Raw genomic sequence first — 16,179 nt, 5'->3', positions numbered from 1 at the left:
ACCGGGGGGCGTTACAGAACGGCGCGCAGGCGGTCGGCGATCGTGCCGATCCGGCCAAGGACGCCGTTGACGAACCGCGGCGAGTCGTCCGTGGACAGTTCCTTCGCCAGGCCGACGGCCTCGTCGATCGCGACCGGGTCCGGCACGTCCTCGGCCCAGAGCAGCTCGTAGACCCCGACCCGCAGCACCGCGAGGTCGACCTTCGGCATCCGGTCCAGGGTCCAGCCCTGCGCGTGCTCGGCCAGCAGCTCGTCGATCTGGGCCTTCCGGCCGGTCACGCCTTCGACCAGGCTGATCGTGTAGTCCGCGATCGGGTCGACCTCGGTCGCGCCGACCCGGTCGGCCAGCAGCGTCACCGCGTCGGTGTCGCGCTGCACGGCCTCGTACAGCATCTCCACCGCGCGGCGGCGGGCCTGCCGGCGGCTGATCGCGCCGCCGCGGTTCGGGTGGGGTTTCGACGTCGGCATCAGCTGGAGACGCGGCCCAGGTAACGGCCGTCGCGGGTGTCGACCTTGATCTTCTCGCCGGTGGACAGGAACAGCGGGACCTGGATCTCCGCGCCGGTCTCCAGCGTCGCCGGCTTGGTGCCGCCGGTGGAGCGGTCGCCCTGCAGGCCCGGGTCGGTGTGCTGGATGACGATCTCGACCGAGGTCGGGAGCTCGATGTAGAGCGCCTCGTTCTCGTGCACCGCGACCTGGACCTCGGTGTTCTCGAGCATGTAGTTGGCGTTGTCGCCGACGACCGAGGCCAGCACGGTGATCTGGTCGTAGGTGTCACCGTCCATGAACACGAAGTCCTGGCCGTCCTTGTACAGGTAGGTCATGTTCCGGCGGTCCACCGTGGCCGTCTCGACCTTCGTGCCCGCGTTGAACGTCTTGTCGACCACCTTGCCGGTCAGCACGTGCTTGAGCGTCGTGCGCACGAAGGCACCGCCCTTGCCCGGCTTGACGTGCTGGAACGCGGTGACGGTCCACAGCTGGCCCTCGAGGTTGAGGACGAGCCCGTTCTTCAGGTCGTTGGTCGTGGCCACGAGCTTGCAGTCTCCTGTGTCGAATCTTCGGGTTCGAGGCCGCTGTCAGACGACCACGAGGTTCTTGGTGCTCAGGGTGAGGAGTTCGGGCTCCCCAGCCCGCACGACGAGCGTGTCCTCGATGCGCACGCCACCGCGCCCCGCCAGGTACACGCCGGGCTCGACGGTGACCGCCATACCGGCGGCCAGTGTACCGACGCCCGTCGCGGCGAAGCTGGGCGCCTCGTGGATCTGCAGGCCGACGCCGTGCCCGAGGCCGTGCGCGAAGCGCTCTCCGTGCCCGGCGTCCTTGATCAGGTCCCGGGCCGCGGCGTCCACATGGGACACATCGGCGCCCGGCGCGACGGCGGCGACCCCGGCCGCCTGGGCGGCGTGCACGAGGTCGTAGACCTCCCGCTGCCAGTCCGCGGGTTCGCCGAGGACGAAGGTACGGGTCATGTCGGAGTGGTAGCCGTCGACGGTGGCGCCGAAGTCCAGCTTGACGAAGTCGCCGCGCTCGAGCTCGGCGTGCGTCGGCTGGTGGTGCGGGATGGCGGAGTGCGCCCCGGCGGCGACGATGGAGGCGAAACTGGGGGCCGAAGAGCCGTGCTCCAGCATCCGGTTCTCCAGGTCACGGGCGATTTCCAGCTCGGTCCGCCCCGGCCGCAGCCCTCCGGCGGCGACCAGGTCGTCCAGCGCCCGGTCGGCGGCGGCGCACGCTTGGCGCAGCGCTTCGATCTCGGCTTCGTCCTTGACTTCGCGCAGCTGCTCGACGAGGCCGGGCGTCCGTTTCAGGGGCACCCGCTCCCGGAGCGCTTCGTAGGTCTCGACGCTGACGTGCTGGCTCTCGAACCCGAGCCGCCCGTAGGTCTTGGTGTCCCCGGCGGCCCGCGCCACGAGGGCCGCGGCACTGGCCCGGTCGACGACGGTCTCGAGATCGGGCACCTCGGCGGCCGACTGGGTGGTGTAGCGGCCGTCGGTGCAGAAGAGCGTCTCGCCGTCGCCGCCGGCGTGCAGCAGAACGGCGGCGTTCGAGCCGGTGAACCCGGTCAGGTAACGGATGTTCAGCAGATCGGTGACCAGCAGCGCGTCGACACCGGCTCCGGTCAGGAGCCCGCGCAGCGCCGCCCGGCGACGTCCATGGGTTTCAGGCACCCGTCCACCCTAGTGCGCGCGCTTCCCGGGGGAAGCGACTCGCCAGTAGGCCGCCTAGACTCCGCAGGATGAGCGCCTGGGTGATTCGCGGACTGGTGATGGCGGTGCTGCACGGCGTCGCCCTGACGGTGCTGGCCAAGTACGCCGTGTACCACCCGACGGACCAGACGCTCCCGGTGTCCTTGGCGCTGGCGGTCCTGGTCGGGGCGGCGGCGCTGTGGAGCGCGCTGGACGCGTGGCGCGGCCTGCCGGACCGCGGGCGCGTGTGGTTCATCTCCGCGCTGATCGCGGGACCGGTCGCGGGAATCCTGTACGTGATCGGCCGAGCGGTGTTCGTGGACCAGACGGGCGTGTCCGAGCTGGGCGGCGCCCTGACGGGCGGGGCGGCGTTCTCGGCGCTGCTGGTGCTGATCCCGGCCGGGCTGGGGCTGTTCGTGGGCGGGCGGATCGGGCGGTCGCCGGAGCCGGAGCCGGAGTCGGGCGAGGAGGCGCGGGAAGTGCCTTCTCCGCGGCCTCGGCGGGTTCGGCCGCCCAGCCGGGAGCCGCGCGGATAGCCCGCGGCCTCCCGCCACACCCGGGCGGCGCTTCACCGACGGCCAGCGGCTTCTCGCCACTCCAGGGCGGCGCTTCGCCGATACCCGGCGGCCTCCCCCACACCGAGCGGCGCCTCGCCGATAGCCAGCGGCTTCCCGCCACACCAAGGCGGCGCCTCGCCGACAAGCCGCCGGCCTTCCACCACACCCAGGCGACGCTTGGCCGACGGCCGGCCGCGGTCACCGGATCCGCGTGCGCGCGACGTCTCGCCGATAGCCGGCAGCCTCCCCCAACACCCGAGCAGCGCCCCGCCCACAGCCGGCCGCGGCCACCGGGTCCGCGTCAACCGGTCAGCGCCGGACCCGCCCGATAGCCGTCCCACTGCGCGTCGGTCACCGGGCGCGCCGTCGAGTCGTTGGCCGCCGCGACCACCGGGTCCGAGATCCGCCACAGCCGGTGGTCGTCGAGGACCAGCGCGAATCCGCGGCCGGGCGCCTGGACCGCCTCGGCCCCCGCGCGCAGCCGGGCCGCCACCGGCAGGGCCGCCATCGCCGGCGGCGCCTTCTCCAGCAGTTCGCCGGCCAGGGCCGCGGCGACCCCGCGCCGGTCGATGCGGACCCGCTGTCCCGCCCGGACCAGGTCCATCGTCCGCTCCGGCGAAGGCGCCGTCACGCCGTCGAACGTCGCGGCCACCCGGCCGGGGTTCTCGCAGGCCCGGCTGCCCAGCAGGTCGATCCCGAAGTGCCGCAGGTCGGTCGGGGCGGCGGCCCCGCCCAGCGAGGTCGCGCGCACCAGGTCGAACGGCACCCGGTCGCACGGGTCGGCCGACGACAGCGGCGCGTGCCCGTCCGCGCGCCGCACCAGGCCCGGCCCTTCCTGCCACGGCCCGGGCACCAGCACGGACCGGTACGGGTGCTCGCTGAAGTCCGCGGTCCAGAACGTCAGCGCCGTCCCGCCGTCGGTCTCGTGCGCGACGACGAACGCGGCGAGCGCGCCCACCCACATCAGGTCCGCGCTGAACCCGTCGACGATCGACCGGGCCCGCGGCGCCGACGTCGAGGCCACCGGCACGAACCCGCCGACGTCCAAGGCCTGCACACCCGACCCGAACGCCGGGTCGCGGGAGCGGAGCAGGAACTGCCCGGCGCCGTTGCCGCCCGTGGCGCGGCCGGTGGTGTCGGTGAACATCAGGTAGAACCAGCCGTCGAGGTAGACCGCCGACGGCTGGCCCGCGCCGTAGACGTTCGCGCGGTGCACGTCGTGCGACGGCCCGAGGATCGGCCGCCCGCCGGCCGCGCGGGTCCAGTGGATCCCGTCGGGGCTGGTCGCGAGCCCGATCGAGTTGCCGAGCGCGTGGTCCCCGGCGGCGCCGGTGTAGTACAGGTAGTAGGTCGAGCCGACGCGCAGCACGGACGGATCGCAGGTGTGCATGCCGTCGAACTGCCCGGGCGCCCCGGAGAACACGGCGGCCGGGATCCCGCCGTCCGGTCCGGTGAACGGCCCGTCGAAGGACGGCGCCCGGGCGTAGAGGATGTCGTCCCCGGCCGGCCCGGCACCGCCGTACTGGCTGCACCACCACATCCGGGTCTGCCCCCGGTCGAGCATCACGGACGGTCCGTAGTTGTAGACGGCATCGGCCCCACCGGCGGCGATGACCCCACCACTCTGCCGGGGGTCACCCGAAGGAAGGTCGACGTCGGTGGGCCGCGGCGACGAGGCGGCCTTCCCGCCCGCGATCGCCGGCTGTTCCCCGGCCGCCTGCGGCTGGGCGTACCCCTCGGTGCAGCCCGCGAGCAGCAGCCCCGCCAGGACACTGGCGAACAGGGCACGAGCGGGTCGCCGACCCCGACGACGAAACGGGTGCACGACATCGGAGTGTAGCGAGACACCACCCGTCCGAGCGGTAGTGCACCTGTCCGGCGGTCCTCCGATCGTGGGGACGCTGGTCGGGCTATGTCCCGAGGCGGGCGCCGCACGGTCCGGCGGCCGGGGCCTTCGCCCACGATCGCCCCGGCCGCCGGGCTGCCCCCTCACGGAGCTCGGTCACGCGACGGCGAGAGGCCCTCCGACAGCCAACCTCTAAGCGATCACGCACCCACGGGTAGCCCCTCGGCCGCTAACCCCCTTGAGCGCGGCCACACGCCCGCGGAAGCCCCGCGGCCGCCAACCCTCTCAAGCGCGGCCACCCCCGGCGGGCGGCCCTTGACCCGCCTCCCCTCGAGCGCGGTCACACACCCGGCGGGCAACCCCCTCCACCCGCCAACCCTTCGAGCGCGATCACACGCCCGCCGGTGGCCCGTCCGTCGCAACCAGCTCGACCTCGAACCCGGCATCGTTCTCCAGGTACGCGGCATAGTGAGCAGGCCCGCCCGCGTGCGGGTACCGGTCCGCGAACAGCGGCCGCCAGCCGTGGGCCGTCGCGCGGGCCGCCAGGTCGTCGACCTTTGCCCGGGTGGCCACGTGCAGGGCCAGGTGGTTCAAGCCCGGCCGGGTGCGCTCGTGCTCCGCCGCGCTCAGCGCCGGCGATGCCTCGGCCACCAGGTACGTTCCGCCGAGCCGCCAGCTGACCCCCGCCGGCCAGCGCTGGAACTCGCGCCAGCCCAGCTCGCCGAGCAGCCAGCCCCAGCTGCGCTCGGCTTCGGCGAGGTCGGGCACCCACAGCTCGATGTGGTGCGGCCGCCCGTGCACGGCCGGCAGCGCCACCAGCACGCGGTGCAGGTCGCCGTAGTGGACGCCGCTGCCGACGTCGAGGAAACCCAGGCGCCCGGCCACTTTCCGGCTCGCCGCGTTCCGCTCGTGGACCAGCGCCCACACCGCCGGGAGCCCGAGCGTGCCGAGGCCGTGGTCGAGCAGCGCGCGGGCGGCCTCGGTGGCCAGGCCCTGCCCCGCGTGCGCGCTCGCGACGTAGTAGCCCAGCTCGGGCACCTCGCCCGGCAGCTCCCCAGACGGGCGCAGATGCGCGACGCCGATCACCGCGCCGTCGCGCTCGATCACCCAGTGGCCCTGGCCGGCCGGGCCGCGGTAGGCCAGCCGGCGATCCACCATCGCGTTCGCCGTGGCCGGGTCCGAGAAGTCCACCGCGAAGAACCGGCTCATCTCCGGGTCGGCGAACACCTTCACGACGGCTTCGCGGTCGGCCTCGGTCAGCGGCCGCAGCGTCAGCCGCGGCGTCGCCAGCAGGGTCATCCCGCGTGGGTGGCGAGCCAGCGCAGGGCGAGCGGGTAGCCGTCCACGCCGAGGCCCGCGATCACGGCCGTCGCGATGTCCGAAAGCACGCTGTGGTGCCGGAACGCTTCCCGCTTGTGCACGTTGGAGATGTGCAGCTCGATCAGCGGCGCGCTCAGCTGCGCCGCGGCGTCGCGGACCGCGATCGAGTAGTGCGTCCACGCGCCGGCGTTGAGCACCACCGGATGCCCGCCGTCGGCGGCCTCGTGCAGCCAGCCGACCAGCTCGCCCTCGTGGTCGGTCTGCCGGACCTCGACCTCGATCCCCAGCTCGTCCCCGGTCTTGACGCACAGCGCCGCGAGGTCGTCGTGCGTCGTCGAGCCGTAGACCGACGGCTCGCGCTTGCCGAGCCGGCCGAGGTTGGGGCCGTTGAACACGAACGCCTTCACAGCAGCACGCTCCCGCCGCTGCCGGCCGGCTCCGCCGCGATCGCCGAGTAGGCGGCCGCGAGCAGCGCCGGGTCCGGGCCTTCGAGCCGCCCGGGCTTGCCGAGGGCGTCGAGGACGACGAACCGCAGCGCGCCGGAGCGCGACTTCTTGTCGCCCTTCATGGTCTGCAGCAGCTGCGGCAACGCGTCGGCGTCGTAGGTCGTCGGCAGGCCGAGCAGCTTCAGCACGGCCGCGTGGCGCTCGGCCGTGGCGTCGTCGAGCCGCCCGGCCAGCCGCGCCAGCTCGGCGGCGAAGACCAGCCCGACGCTGACCGCGGCACCGTGGCGCCACCGGTACCGCTCGCGGCGCTCGATGGCGTGGCCGAGGGTGTGGCCGTAGTTGAGGATCTCGCGCAGGTCGGACTCGCGCAGGTCGGCGGCCACGACGTCGGCCTTGACCCGGATCGACCGGCGGACCAGCTCGGCCAGGACGTCGCCGGCCGGGTCGAGCGCCGCGGCCGGGTCGGCCTCGATCAGCTCGAGGATCCGCGGGTCGGCGATGAAGCCGGCCTTGACGACCTCGGCCATCCCGGCGACGAGCTCGTTCGGCGGAAGCGTCTCCAGCGTGGCGAGGTCGACAAACACCGCGCTCGGCTCGTGGAACACCCCGACGAGGTTCTTGCCGGCCTCGGTGTTGATGCCGGTCTTGCCGCCGACCGAGGCGTCGACCATGCCGAGCAGCGTCGTCGGCACGTTGACCAGCCGGACCCCGCGCATCCACGTGCCCGCGACGAACCCGGCGAGGTCGGTGACCGCACCACCGCCGAGGCCGACCACGGCGCCGCGGCGGTCCAGCCCCATCCGGCCGAGCACCTCCCAGCAGAAGCCCGCGACGGTCAGCGCCTTGCCGTCCTCGGCGTCCGGGATCTCGACGCGGTGGGCGTCGAGGCCCGCCGCGTTCAGCTCGTCGCGGATGGCCTCGGCCGTGGCGGTCAGCGTCGGCGGGTGGATCAGCGCGATCTTCGAGGCATCGGCCAGGTGCTCGGTGAGGTCGCCGAGCAGGCCGCGCCCGACCACGACGTCGTAGGGCTGGGCGGTGGCGACCGGGATGCGCACCGGATCGGACAGCGCCGGATCAGACACGGGGTTCCTCACTCCTTGGCTTCGGCGGGCGCGGCGAGCTCCGCCACGAGGTGCGCGACGATCTCGGACGGCGTCCGGTCGTCGGTGACGATCTCGACGGTGGCGACCTCGCGGTAGACGGGCACCCGCTCGTCGAGCAGTTTCTTGAAGGTGGCGCGGGGGTTCACCCCGGCCAGCAGCGGCCGCGCACTCGAAAGACCGGTGCGCTGCACGCCGGCGGCGAGGCCGACGCTGAGGAACACGACGGTGTGCCGGGCCAGCCGGGCCCGGGTACCGGGGGTGAGCGGCGCGCCGCCGCCGAGGGAGAGCACGCCGTCGTGCTCCGCCAGCGCGGTGGCGACCGCTTCCTCTTCCAGCGCGCGGAAAGCCGGTTCCCCGTCTTCGGCGAAGATGTCGGAGACGCTGCGCCCGGCGCGCGCGACGATGTCGTCGTCACTGTCCCGGAACGCGACGCCGAGCGCGGCCGCCAGCAGCGGGCCGACCGTGCTCTTGCCCGAACCGGGCGGCCCGACGATCACCGCGCGGGGACTCACCACCGCTCCTCGAGGGCCTTGAGGTACGCCTCGGCGTTGCGCTTGCTCTCGGCGAGCGAGTCGCCGCCGAACTTCTCGAGCGCGGCGTCGGCGAGGACGAGCGCCACCACCGACTCCAGCACGACCCCGGCGCGGGGCACCGCGCAGACGTCGGACCGCTGGTGGATCGCCACCGCGGGCTCACCGGTCTTGACGTCTACTGTGGACAGTGCTTTGGGGACGGTCGAGATCGGCTTCATGGCCACCCGGACGCGCAGCGGCTCGCCGTTGGTGATGCCGCCTTCCAGGCCGCCCGCGCGGTTGGACCGGCGGGTGACGCCGACCGGGCCGGAGCCGCGGTCGATCTCGTCGTGCGCCTGGCTGCCCCAGCGGCGTGCGGTGGTGAAGCCGTCGCCGACCTCGACGCCTTTCATCGCCTGGACACCCATCAGGGCGCCGGCCAGCCGCGCGTCGAGCCGGCGGTCCCAGTGCACGTGCGAGCCGAGGCCCGGCGGGAGGCCGTAGGCGAGGACCTCGATCACGCCGCCGACGGTGTCGCCGGCCTTCCGCACGGCGTCCACCTCGGCGACCATCGCGTCGGTGCCTTCCTGGCTGAAGGCGCGCACCGGGCTCTCGTCGATGGCGGCCAGGTCGGCGGCGACGGGCAGCGGGCCCTCGGGCGCGTCCGCGCCGCCGATCGAGACGACGTGGCTGAGGATCTCGACGTCCAGCAGCTGCTTCAGGAAGTTGCGGGCGACGGTGCCGAGCGCGGTCCGCGACGCCGTCTCCCGGGCGCTCGCGCGCTCCAGGACGGGACGGGCCTCCTCGAAGCCGTACTTCTGCATGCCGGGCAGGTCCGCGTGGCCGGGGCGGGGCCGGGTGAGCGGTTCGTTGCGCGCGAGGCCTTCGAGGACCTGCGGGTCGACCGGGTCGGCCGCCATGACCTGCTCCCACTTGGGCCACTCGGCGTTCTCGATCTGCACCGCGACCGGGCCGCCCTGGGTGAGGCCGTGGCGGACGCCGCCGAGGAACTCGATGTGGTCGGTCTCGAAGCCCATCCGCGGGCTGCGGCCGAAGCCGAGGCGCCGCCGGGCCAGCTGCTCGGTGACGTCGGCGGTGGTGACGGCAACCCCGGCGGGCATGCCTTCGAGCACGGCCGCCAGCGCGGGTCCGTGCGATTCACCTGCGGTGATCCAGCGCAACATGGGCTCAATCCTGTCACGGGCGCGGCGCGGGCCGGGACATGCCTCCGGTCACTCGTCGAGGCGGAAGGGCCGGGGCGGCCGGCGTCGCGTACCCGGAGGGTCGGTAGGCGTACCCAGAGGGTCGGTTGGCGTACCCAGAGGGTCGGCTCGCGCACCCAGACGGTCGGCCGGCGTGCCTGGGCGGTCGGATCGCATACCCGGACGGTCGGCCGGCGTACCTGGAGGGTCGGCTCGCGTGATTGGGCGGTCGACTCGCGTGATTGGAGGGTCGACTCGCGTGATTGGGGGGTCGACTCGGGGTGAGGTGAGGTGGGTGGCTCATCCGGGACCCCCTGCGGCCCGGATGAGCCACCGGTCTCACAACGTCAGCCGGAGCAGGGGGAGGCCGCTCGTCAAGCGGATCTCCAGTGCCGCCAGGTCGGGTCGCCGCACGGCCGTGCCGATCACGATGCGGGCCGTGTCGTCCGGGACCGCCTTCCAGGTCGCCAGCTGCGTCTCCGTCCCGGAGCGGGAGACCGCCACGAGGAGGTAGTCGCCGCCGCTGCGGGTGCCCGTGTAGCTGCACGACATGTCGACCTGCGTCCCCCAGTCGAACGCCGCCAGGCGGGCGTCCGCGCGGACCGGGAACTGGCCCAGCGCCGTCATCGCGACCGGCGGCGGCACCGCGGGCGGAGCCGAAGCCGGCCAGGCCACCACCACGCCCAGTGCGACGCAGGCCGCCACCGCGACCGCCGCCGACGCCGTCGTCACCGCGAACCGGATCCGGCGGCCGCGCCGGACGCGGCGGAGCACCGCCGGCAGCAGGTCCGGCGGGGGTGGGCCGGCGTCCGGGACGGTCGTCGGGGAGTCGACCCTGGCCAGCAGCCCGGGCAGGCCCGCCAGCTCGCGCACCGAAGCCGCGCATCGGTCGCACGAACGCAGGTGCTCCTCGAAGCGCTGCCGGTCCTCCGGGGCGAGCGCCCCCAGCACGTAGGCGGCGTCGAACGTCGCGAAGGGGTCTTCGCTCACTGGGTCACTCCCCTCTCCTCGAGCACCAGGCGGAGTGCGCGCAACGCGTAGTGCGTGCGCGACTTGACGGTCCCTTCGGCCACCCCCAGCTTCAGTGCCGCGTCGGCGACCGAATACCCCTGGAAGTAGCACAGCAGCAGCACCTCGCGGTGCCGTTCCGACAGCTCGGCCAGCGCCTCGGCGACCAGCCAGCCCTGCACCGCGCGGTCGGTGCCGTCGGCGACCACGCGGTCCGGCGGCCGGTCGGTCATCACCTCCGACCGGGCCGACGCCGACCGCCAGCCGTCGATCGCGATCCGCCGGGCGACCGTGAACAGCCACGCCCGCGCCGACCCCTGCGACTGGTCCAGCACCGCCGGCGACCGCCAGGCCCGCAGCAGCGTCTCCTGGACGACGTCCTCGGCCCGGATCCGGTCACCGGAGGTCAGGTGCAGCGCGTAGGACCACAGCGCGGTCGCGTGCTCTTCGTGCAGCGCCCGCATGAGCGCCTCTTCGGCGACCTCGCCCACGAACTCAGGCCGCGACCCGGCGCCGGTCCTTCACGAACAGCAGCGCCAGACCGCCCACGATGCAGACCGCCTCGGTGATGACGCCCCAGTACTCCGGCTGGCTGTTGAACTGGTCGTGGTTGCCCATGAACCCGACGGTGGCGGCCAGCACGTACGCGCCGAGCGTCAGCGCCCCGAACCCGGCCGCGCCCAGCGCCGGCAGCCAGTGCCGCCAGGCCAGGACGGCGATCGCGAGCACCAGCCCGGCGATCGCGTCGAGCAGGAACAGCGTGCCGGTGATGCCCGAATAACCCTGCGTCCACAAGAAGTAGTGCACGCCCGCCGAGCCGAGCAGCGCGGCCGCCACGACGATGCGTAGAACCCAACTCACCATGATCGTTCCTCCACTCCACACCCACTCCGGTACATACACGGAACAGGGGGCGATCCGGTTCACCGGGAATTGAACCGAACGGGTGGCGCTCTCGTTCTTTAGGTCATGACAGCCGAACTGCACTCCCGCCGCACCGTCCTGTCCACCGGTGCCGCCGTCGCCGGTGCCGCCGTCGGCGCCGTCGCCCTCACCGCCTGCTCGTCGGAATCGAACGGCAAATCGGGCACCGCGCAGGCGCCGATCGCCGCCGGGACGCCGCTGGTCGCGCTCGCCGAAGTCCCCGTCGGGCAGGCGAAGGCGGCGAAGGCCCCGGACGGGTCCGACGTGATCGTGGCCCGCACGTCCGAGTCGGCCTGCGCCGCGTTCAGCGCCGTGTGCACGCACCAGGGCTGCACCGTCACGCCGAAGGGCGCCGACCTGGTCTGCCCGTGCCACGGTTCGGTGTTCAACGCGCTCACCGGCGAGGTCAAGCAGGGCCCGGCGAACAAGCCGCTGCCGTCGGTGCCGGTCAAGGTCGAGAACGGGAAGGTCGTCACCGGCTGACGAGCCGGACGCGCGAACGGGCCCTTGTGGATGATCCACAAGGGCCCGTTCGCGTGCTTTCCGGGGGTCCGGGTGGCGAAGCCCCCGGCCCGGGGCGAAGCCCCGGTTGTCACCGCGTGACACTGAGAACTCAGGCGTCCCAGGCGAACAGCCGGTCGCCGGCGGCGACCTCGCGCTCGGTGTCCAAACCGGACAAAACCTCCGCCGAGGCGTCCAGCGCGACGACCGGGACGATCGCCGAGTAGCCCGCCGCGGTCACCGCCTCCGGGTCCCAGCTGACGATCGGCTGACCGGCCCGCACCTGCTCGCCCTTGACGACGTGCAGCGTGAAGCCTTCGCCCTTTTCCTTGACCGTGTCGATGCCCAGGTGGACCAGCACGGCCTGGCCGCCCTCGGTCGCGATGACGTAGGCGTGCGGGTGCAGCGTCGCCACCGTGCCGTCGACCGGGGCGACCGCGTCCGACCGGCCGCCCGCGGGCTGCACCGCGAGGCCCGGACCCACCATGGCCTGCGCGAACACCGGGTCCGGGACCTCGGTGATCGGCACCACCCGGCCCGCGACCGGGCTGAGGATGTCGAACGTCACAGCAGGTCCTCGATGTCGCTGGCGATGGTGTCCGCCTCCGGCCCGACGATCACCTGCAGGGCCGCCGACCCCATCTTGACCACGCCCATGGCGCCGGCCTTCTTCAGCGCGCCCTCGTCGACGAGGCTCATGTCCTCGACCTCGCAGCGCAGCCGCGTGATGCAGCCCTCGATCTCGGTGAGATTCTCCTTGCCGCCGAGTGCGGCGAGGATCTTTTCGGGCCTGTCATCCGCCATCGCGGTCTCCTTGATCACTGTTTGTTCCCAACCTGACGCGAACCGCGTGTCCACCTGTACTACGCCGTTCGCCCGCATGCACCCCGCCGCGGGCCACGAACGGATAACGGTGGTTGACACCCGTCCGCGCGGCGGAGCATCCTGCCCCATCAGATCATTGGTCTAGACCGGAACGTACCAATGTTCGGGGCCGGATGCGAGCACCGGTCCCCGGTGGAACGAGAACGAGGAGGGTGACGCCGATGAGCGCGGCCGCGCACGTCCCGCCACCCGACCGGGTCGTCAACGGGCCCACGCCCAAGCACGCCCAGCTGCGGGAAATCCTCCGCCGCACGGTGGAGCGCGAGCTCCCGCCGGGCGCGCCGATCCCGTCGGAACGCGAGCTGGCCCAGCGCTACGGCGTGTCGCGGCTCACGGTCCGGTCGGCGATCGGCAAGCTGGTCGAGGAGGGGCTGCTCGCCCGGGTCCGCGGCAAGGGCACGTTCACCGCGGCCCGGCGGATGGAGCTGCAGCTCTACCTGATGTCGTTCACCGACGACATGCGGAGGCGGGGGCTGACCCCGACGACCGAGGTGGTCTCGGCGGCCACCGAGGTACCGCCCACCGCCTCGGCACACGCCCTCGGCCTGACCGAGGGCGCGTCCGCGCACCACCTGGTGCGGCTGCGCCACGCCGACGGCGTGCCCCTGGCCGTCGAGCGCGGCTGGTACCACGCGGGCCGGGCTCCCGGCCTGCTCGGGCTCGACCTGACCCAGTCCATTTACTCGCAACTGGCCGAGACGTACGGTGTGCGTCCCGACCAGGCGTGGCAGACGGTCTGGGCCGAAGGCGCGGACCGCGAGACGGCCCGGCTGCTCGGCATGCGTGCCGGCAGTCCCCTGCTCGTGTTCCGGCGGGTCTCCAGCGCCAACGGCGACCCGATCGAAGACATCACGTCCTGGTACCGGGGAGATCACTACCAGGTGACCATGCAGTTGGACCGGAACACCCCGGAACCCGGTCAACCACCCCACTATGGAGGATCCAGATGAGCTCCACCACCGCGGAGGGGGCGAAGAAGACCGGCGGAGGCCTCGCCGGCCTTCAGCGCTTCGGCCGCAGCCTCATGCTCCCCATCGCCACGCTGCCTGCGGCCGGCCTGCTCAGCAGGCTGGGCCAGCCCGACGTCCTCGGTGCGGACGGGCTGGGCTGGGACAAGGTCGCCGACGTAGTCGGCGCGGCAGGCGGTGGCCTGTTCGACTGGCTCCCGCTGCTGTTCGCGATCGGTATCGCGGTCGGCTTCGCCCGCAAGGGCGACGGCTCCACGGCGGTCGCCGCGGCCGTCGGCTGGGTCGTGTTCAACAAGGTCATCCAGGCCATCGCGCCGATCAAGAGCCAGGAGGGCTACAAGCCCGGCTGGGACCTCGCTCCCATCCACTGGCCCTACAGCGTCCTGACCGGCATCATCTCCGGCATCGTCGCGGCGCTGCTGTGGCAGCGCTTCTACCGGATCAAGCTCCCCGCCTGGCTGGCGTTCTTCGGCGGCCGCCGGTTCGTGCCGATCATCACCGCGTTCGCGATGATCATCCTGGGTGTCGTCTTCGGCATCGTCTTCAAGTGGGTCGACGCGGGCATCCACAACATCGGCGAGGTCGTCGTCGGCTCCCCGGTGGTCGGCGGCGGGATCTACGGCCTGCTGAACCGCCTGCTCATCCCGGTCGGTCTGCACCAGCTCCTGAACGTCCCGGTGTGGTTCATCTTCGGCGGCGGCGACCTGACCAACTTCTTCAACCACGTGCAGGGCTCGGGCTCCTTCATGACCGGGTTCTTCCCGATCTTCATGTTCGCCCTGCCGGCGGCGGCGCTGGCGATCTGGCAGACCGCCCGCCCGGCGCAGAAGAAGGTCGTCGGCGGTGTGATGATCGCGGCCGCGCTGACCTCGTTCATCACCGGTGTCACCGAACCGATCGAGTTCTCGTTCATGTTCGTGGCCTGGCCGCTGTACATCTTCCACGCGATCATGACCGGCCTGTCGCTGGCGCTGGTGAACGCCCTGGGCATCAAGCTCGGGTTCTCGTTCTCCGGCGGTGCGATCGACTTCGCGCTCAACTCGAGCCTGGACACCGCGCACAAGGCGTGGCTGCTCATCCCGATCGGGCTCGTGTTCGCGGTGATCTACTACCTCGTGTTCCGGATCGTCATCACGAAGTGGAACCTGCGCACCCCGGGCCGCGAGGACGACTCGATCGAGTCGGACCTCGAGCGGACAGCCGCGAAGTAAGATCCGTACCGACGTACCCCAGTAGGGAGAGGACGAACATGCCGGAGAAACGCGTCGCCGTGGCCAGCAAGGTGGGGCTGCACGCCCGGCCGGCCGCGCTGGTGGCGAAGGCGGCCGCGGCGCAGCCCGTCGCGGTGCAGATCGCCAAGGCCGGCGGAAGCCCGGTGGCCGCCGGCAGCGTGCTCAACCTGATGACGCTGGCCGCCGGTTACGGCGACGAGGTCGTCATCAGCGCCGAGGGCGAGGGCGCCGAGGAGGCCGTGGAAGCGGTCGCCCAGCTGGTCGCCACCGACCTGGACGCCTGAGTCACACCCCCCGCGAAGGCCCCCGTACCGGCTCCCCGACAGCCGGTGCGGGGGCCTTCGCGGCGTTCACAGCAGCACTGCTGGCGGAGTGCGCCGCACCTGGTCCACCCGGGAACCGTGGTCGACGGCCAGGATGACCGGCGCGAACGCCGAACCCGGCGGCGCCGGGGTGCCGGCGAGTTCCCGGGCGGGAGACCGGCGCGGCGCGGCGTTTCGTAGGCTGGCCCCATGGAGAGCGTGCGCCTGATCGACGAATGGCCGGTGGACAACGCCGCGACGGCCGTGGTGGCGGCGGACGGGAGCGTCGTGGGCAGCCACGGCGACACCGCGCGCAAGTTCCGGCTGGCCTCGGTCTCCAAGCCGCTGACCGCCTACGCCGCGCTCATCGCGGTCGAGGAAGGCGTCGTGGAGCTCGACACCCCGGCCGGGCCCGAGGGATCGACCGTACGGCACCTGCTCGCGCACACCTCCGGGCTGGCCTTCGACGCGCACAAGGCGATGGCCCCGCCGGGCACGCGGCGGCTCTACTCCAACGCCGGGTTCGAGCAGCTGGCCGATGCGCTGGCCGAGCACTCCGGCATCCCCTTCGCGCAGTACCAGGCCGAGGCGCTGTTCGCCCCGCTCGGCATGACTTCGACCGTGCTGGAGGGCTCGCCCGCCTCCGGCGCGGTGTCCACTGTGGACGACCTGGCCGCCTTCGCCGCCGAGCTGCAGGCCCCGAAGCTGCTGGACCCGGCGACCGTCACCGAGGCGACGAACGTCGTGTTCCCCGGGCTTTCCGGCGTGCTGCCCGGCTTCGGCCACCAGAAGCCCAACGACTGGGGCCTCGGCTTCGAGATCCGCGACCACAAGAGCCCGCACTGGACCGGCGCGCACAGCTCACCGCGGACGTTCGGCCACTTCGGCCAATCGGGCACGTTCCTCTGGACCGACCCGGACGCCCGCGCGGCCTGCATCGCACTGACCGACCGCGCCTTCGGCCCCTGGGCCACCGAAGCCTGGCCGCACTACACCGACGCCGTCCTGGCGGAACTCGGCGCGTGAAGCGGGTCCTCCACGCCACCCTCCTGCTGCTCACCGCGGACGTTCGGCCACTTCGGCCAATCGGGCACATTCCTCTGGACCGACCCGGACGCCCGCGCGGCCTGCATCGCACTGACCGACCGCGCCTTCGGCCCCTGGGCCACCGAAGCCTGGCCGCACTACACC

Annotated in this window: 20 protein-coding genes; 6 read left to right on the top strand and 14 right to left on the bottom strand. The window is 72.8% G+C overall.

All coding sequences use genetic code 11. The features are described 5' to 3' along the window. Positions 1-11: 11 nt before the first annotated feature. The 3 genes from nusB to AB0M30_RS41550 are packed head-to-tail and all read right to left on the bottom strand — an operon-like array spanning position 12 to position 2,164. On the bottom strand, positions 12-467 hold the full coding sequence (nusB, locus tag AB0M30_RS41560) for a transcription antitermination factor NusB (protein ID WP_285989999.1): 456 nt from the start codon (positions 465-467) through the stop codon (positions 12-14). Continuing rightward, positions 467-1,030 carry an elongation factor P gene (gene efp, locus AB0M30_RS41555; RefSeq protein WP_360183477.1) on the bottom strand — a complete coding sequence of 188 codons (564 nt, stop codon included), beginning with the start codon at positions 1,028-1,030 and terminating at the stop codon, positions 467-469. The genes nusB and efp overlap by 1 nt, the downstream gene beginning before the upstream one ends. A 45-nt stretch (positions 1,031-1,075) precedes the next feature. Beyond that, positions 1,076-2,164 (bottom strand): Xaa-Pro peptidase family protein, encoded by a 1,089-nt coding sequence (locus AB0M30_RS41550; RefSeq protein ID WP_364596326.1) that lies wholly within the window; start codon positions 2,162-2,164, stop codon positions 1,076-1,078. A 68-nt stretch (positions 2,165-2,232) separates the two neighbouring features. On the opposite strand from AB0M30_RS41550, the gene AB0M30_RS41545 reads away from it, so the two are divergent. Beyond that, positions 2,233-2,718, top strand: coding sequence for a B-4DMT family transporter (locus AB0M30_RS41545; RefSeq protein WP_364596324.1), 486 nt, complete (start codon positions 2,233-2,235; stop codon positions 2,716-2,718). A gap of 322 nt (positions 2,719-3,040) precedes the next feature. Here AB0M30_RS41545 and AB0M30_RS41540 read toward each other — a convergent pair whose 3' ends face one another. The 9 genes from AB0M30_RS41540 to AB0M30_RS41500 all read right to left on the bottom strand — a co-directional run bounded on the left by AB0M30_RS41540 (position 3,041) and on the right by AB0M30_RS41500 (position 11,040). After that, entirely contained in the window at positions 3,041-4,522 is a 1,482-nt protein-coding gene (locus AB0M30_RS41540) for a beta-xylosidase (RefSeq protein WP_364596376.1), read from the bottom strand. 453 nt (positions 4,523-4,975) lie between these two features. Next, positions 4,976-5,884: a GNAT family N-acetyltransferase gene (locus tag AB0M30_RS41535; protein ID WP_364596321.1), complete on the bottom strand. Its 909-nt coding sequence runs from the start codon at positions 5,882-5,884 to the stop codon at positions 4,976-4,978. Further along, entirely contained in the window at positions 5,881-6,312 is a 432-nt protein-coding gene (aroQ, locus tag AB0M30_RS41530) for a type II 3-dehydroquinate dehydratase (protein WP_364596318.1), read from the bottom strand. Before aroQ ends, AB0M30_RS41535 begins: the two co-directional genes overlap by 4 nt. Further along, positions 6,309-7,418: a 3-dehydroquinate synthase gene (gene aroB, locus AB0M30_RS41525; RefSeq protein ID WP_364596374.1), complete on the bottom strand. Its 1,110-nt coding sequence runs from the start codon at positions 7,416-7,418 to the stop codon at positions 6,309-6,311. The genes aroQ and aroB overlap by 4 nt, the downstream gene beginning before the upstream one ends. Before the next feature lie 23 nt (positions 7,419-7,441). Then, the gene (locus tag AB0M30_RS41520) at positions 7,442-7,966 is read right to left on the bottom strand and encodes a shikimate kinase (protein WP_360183487.1); all 525 of its coding nucleotides are present in this window, start codon (positions 7,964-7,966) and stop codon (positions 7,442-7,444) included. Continuing rightward, positions 7,963-9,150, bottom strand: coding sequence for a chorismate synthase (aroC, locus tag AB0M30_RS41515; protein ID WP_364596315.1), 1,188 nt, complete (start codon positions 9,148-9,150; stop codon positions 7,963-7,965). Before aroC ends, AB0M30_RS41520 begins: the two co-directional genes overlap by 4 nt. Before the next feature lie 357 nt (positions 9,151-9,507). Further along, the gene (locus tag AB0M30_RS41510; RefSeq protein WP_364596312.1) at positions 9,508-10,158 is read right to left on the bottom strand and encodes a zf-HC2 domain-containing protein; all 651 of its coding nucleotides are present in this window, start codon (positions 10,156-10,158) and stop codon (positions 9,508-9,510) included. Continuing rightward, a complete protein-coding gene (locus AB0M30_RS41505; RefSeq protein ID WP_360183493.1) occupies positions 10,155-10,667 on the bottom strand; it encodes a sigma-70 family RNA polymerase sigma factor in 513 nt (170 codons plus the stop codon). Before AB0M30_RS41505 ends, AB0M30_RS41510 begins: the two co-directional genes overlap by 4 nt. Before the next feature lie 4 nt (positions 10,668-10,671). Continuing rightward, positions 10,672-11,040, bottom strand: a complete 369-nt coding sequence (locus tag AB0M30_RS41500; RefSeq protein WP_360183495.1) for a hypothetical protein — start codon at positions 11,038-11,040, stop codon at positions 10,672-10,674. 105 nt (positions 11,041-11,145) lie between these two features. On the opposite strand from AB0M30_RS41500, the gene AB0M30_RS41495 reads away from it, so the two are divergent. Beyond that, a complete protein-coding gene (locus AB0M30_RS41495; protein ID WP_360183497.1) occupies positions 11,146-11,583 on the top strand; it encodes a Rieske (2Fe-2S) protein in 438 nt (145 codons plus the stop codon). Positions 11,584-11,713: 130 nt separating this feature from the next. Here AB0M30_RS41495 and AB0M30_RS41490 read toward each other — a convergent pair whose 3' ends face one another. Both AB0M30_RS41490 and AB0M30_RS41485 read right to left on the bottom strand, forming a co-directional pair. After that, positions 11,714-12,169: a PTS glucose transporter subunit IIA gene (locus AB0M30_RS41490; RefSeq protein WP_360183499.1), complete on the bottom strand. Its 456-nt coding sequence runs from the start codon at positions 12,167-12,169 to the stop codon at positions 11,714-11,716. Beyond that, positions 12,166-12,405 carry a PTS glucose/sucrose transporter subunit IIB gene (locus AB0M30_RS41485; protein ID WP_199191094.1) on the bottom strand — a complete coding sequence of 80 codons (240 nt, stop codon included), beginning with the start codon at positions 12,403-12,405 and terminating at the stop codon, positions 12,166-12,168. Before AB0M30_RS41485 ends, AB0M30_RS41490 begins: the two co-directional genes overlap by 4 nt. Positions 12,406-12,647: 242 nt before the next feature. Between AB0M30_RS41485 and AB0M30_RS41480 the strand changes: the two genes are divergently transcribed. The 4 genes from AB0M30_RS41480 to AB0M30_RS41465 all read left to right on the top strand — a co-directional run bounded on the left by AB0M30_RS41480 (position 12,648) and on the right by AB0M30_RS41465 (position 16,014). Beyond that, positions 12,648-13,436, top strand: a complete 789-nt coding sequence (locus tag AB0M30_RS41480) for a GntR family transcriptional regulator (RefSeq protein WP_103336002.1) — start codon at positions 12,648-12,650, stop codon at positions 13,434-13,436. Continuing rightward, positions 13,433-14,665: a PTS transporter subunit EIIC gene (locus AB0M30_RS41475; RefSeq protein ID WP_364596305.1), complete on the top strand. Its 1,233-nt coding sequence runs from the start codon at positions 13,433-13,435 to the stop codon at positions 14,663-14,665. Before AB0M30_RS41480 ends, AB0M30_RS41475 begins: the two co-directional genes overlap by 4 nt. A gap of 38 nt (positions 14,666-14,703) precedes the next feature. After that, entirely contained in the window at positions 14,704-14,970 is a 267-nt protein-coding gene (locus AB0M30_RS41470) for an HPr family phosphocarrier protein (protein WP_013224593.1), read from the top strand. Positions 14,971-15,198: 228 nt separating this feature from the next. Further along, a complete protein-coding gene (locus AB0M30_RS41465) occupies positions 15,199-16,014 on the top strand; it encodes a serine hydrolase domain-containing protein (protein ID WP_364596302.1) in 816 nt (271 codons plus the stop codon). The last annotated feature ends 165 nt before the right edge of the window (positions 16,015-16,179 follow it).

The organism is Amycolatopsis sp. NPDC051716, from assembly GCF_040681595.1.
In the GTDB taxonomy this organism is placed as follows: Bacteria; Actinomycetota; Actinomycetes; order Mycobacteriales; family Pseudonocardiaceae; genus Amycolatopsis.
The sequence above is the reverse complement of the archived record's forward strand: the minus strand, read 5'-3'. Positions and strand labels throughout refer to the sequence as shown.

What these genes read in the sequence shown, in the direction of transcription:
- AB0M30_RS41535 (WP_364596321.1), bottom strand. Translation starts at nt 5,884, where the DNA reads ATGACCCTGCTGGCGACGCCGCGGCTGACGCTGCGGCCGCTGACCGAG.
- AB0M30_RS41495 (WP_360183497.1), top strand. Translation starts at nt 11,146, where the DNA reads ATGACAGCCGAACTGCACTCCCGCCGCACCGTCCTGTCCACCGGTGCC.
- aroC (WP_364596315.1), bottom strand. Translation starts at nt 9,150, where the DNA reads ATGTTGCGCTGGATCACCGCAGGTGAATCGCACGGACCCGCGCTGGCG.
- AB0M30_RS41465 (WP_364596302.1), top strand. Translation starts at nt 15,199, where the DNA reads ATGGAGAGCGTGCGCCTGATCGACGAATGGCCGGTGGACAACGCCGCG.
- AB0M30_RS41545 (WP_364596324.1), top strand. Translation starts at nt 2,233, where the DNA reads ATGAGCGCCTGGGTGATTCGCGGACTGGTGATGGCGGTGCTGCACGGC.
- AB0M30_RS41480 (WP_103336002.1), top strand. Translation starts at nt 12,648, where the DNA reads ATGAGCGCGGCCGCGCACGTCCCGCCACCCGACCGGGTCGTCAACGGG.
- AB0M30_RS41500 (WP_360183495.1), bottom strand. Translation starts at nt 11,040, where the DNA reads ATGGTGAGTTGGGTTCTACGCATCGTCGTGGCGGCCGCGCTGCTCGGC.
- AB0M30_RS41475 (WP_364596305.1), top strand. Translation starts at nt 13,433, where the DNA reads ATGAGCTCCACCACCGCGGAGGGGGCGAAGAAGACCGGCGGAGGCCTC.
- AB0M30_RS41470 (WP_013224593.1), top strand. Translation starts at nt 14,704, where the DNA reads ATGCCGGAGAAACGCGTCGCCGTGGCCAGCAAGGTGGGGCTGCACGCC.
- AB0M30_RS41485 (WP_199191094.1), bottom strand. Translation starts at nt 12,405, where the DNA reads ATGGCGGATGACAGGCCCGAAAAGATCCTCGCCGCACTCGGCGGCAAG.
- nusB (WP_285989999.1), bottom strand. Translation starts at nt 467, where the DNA reads ATGCCGACGTCGAAACCCCACCCGAACCGCGGCGGCGCGATCAGCCGC.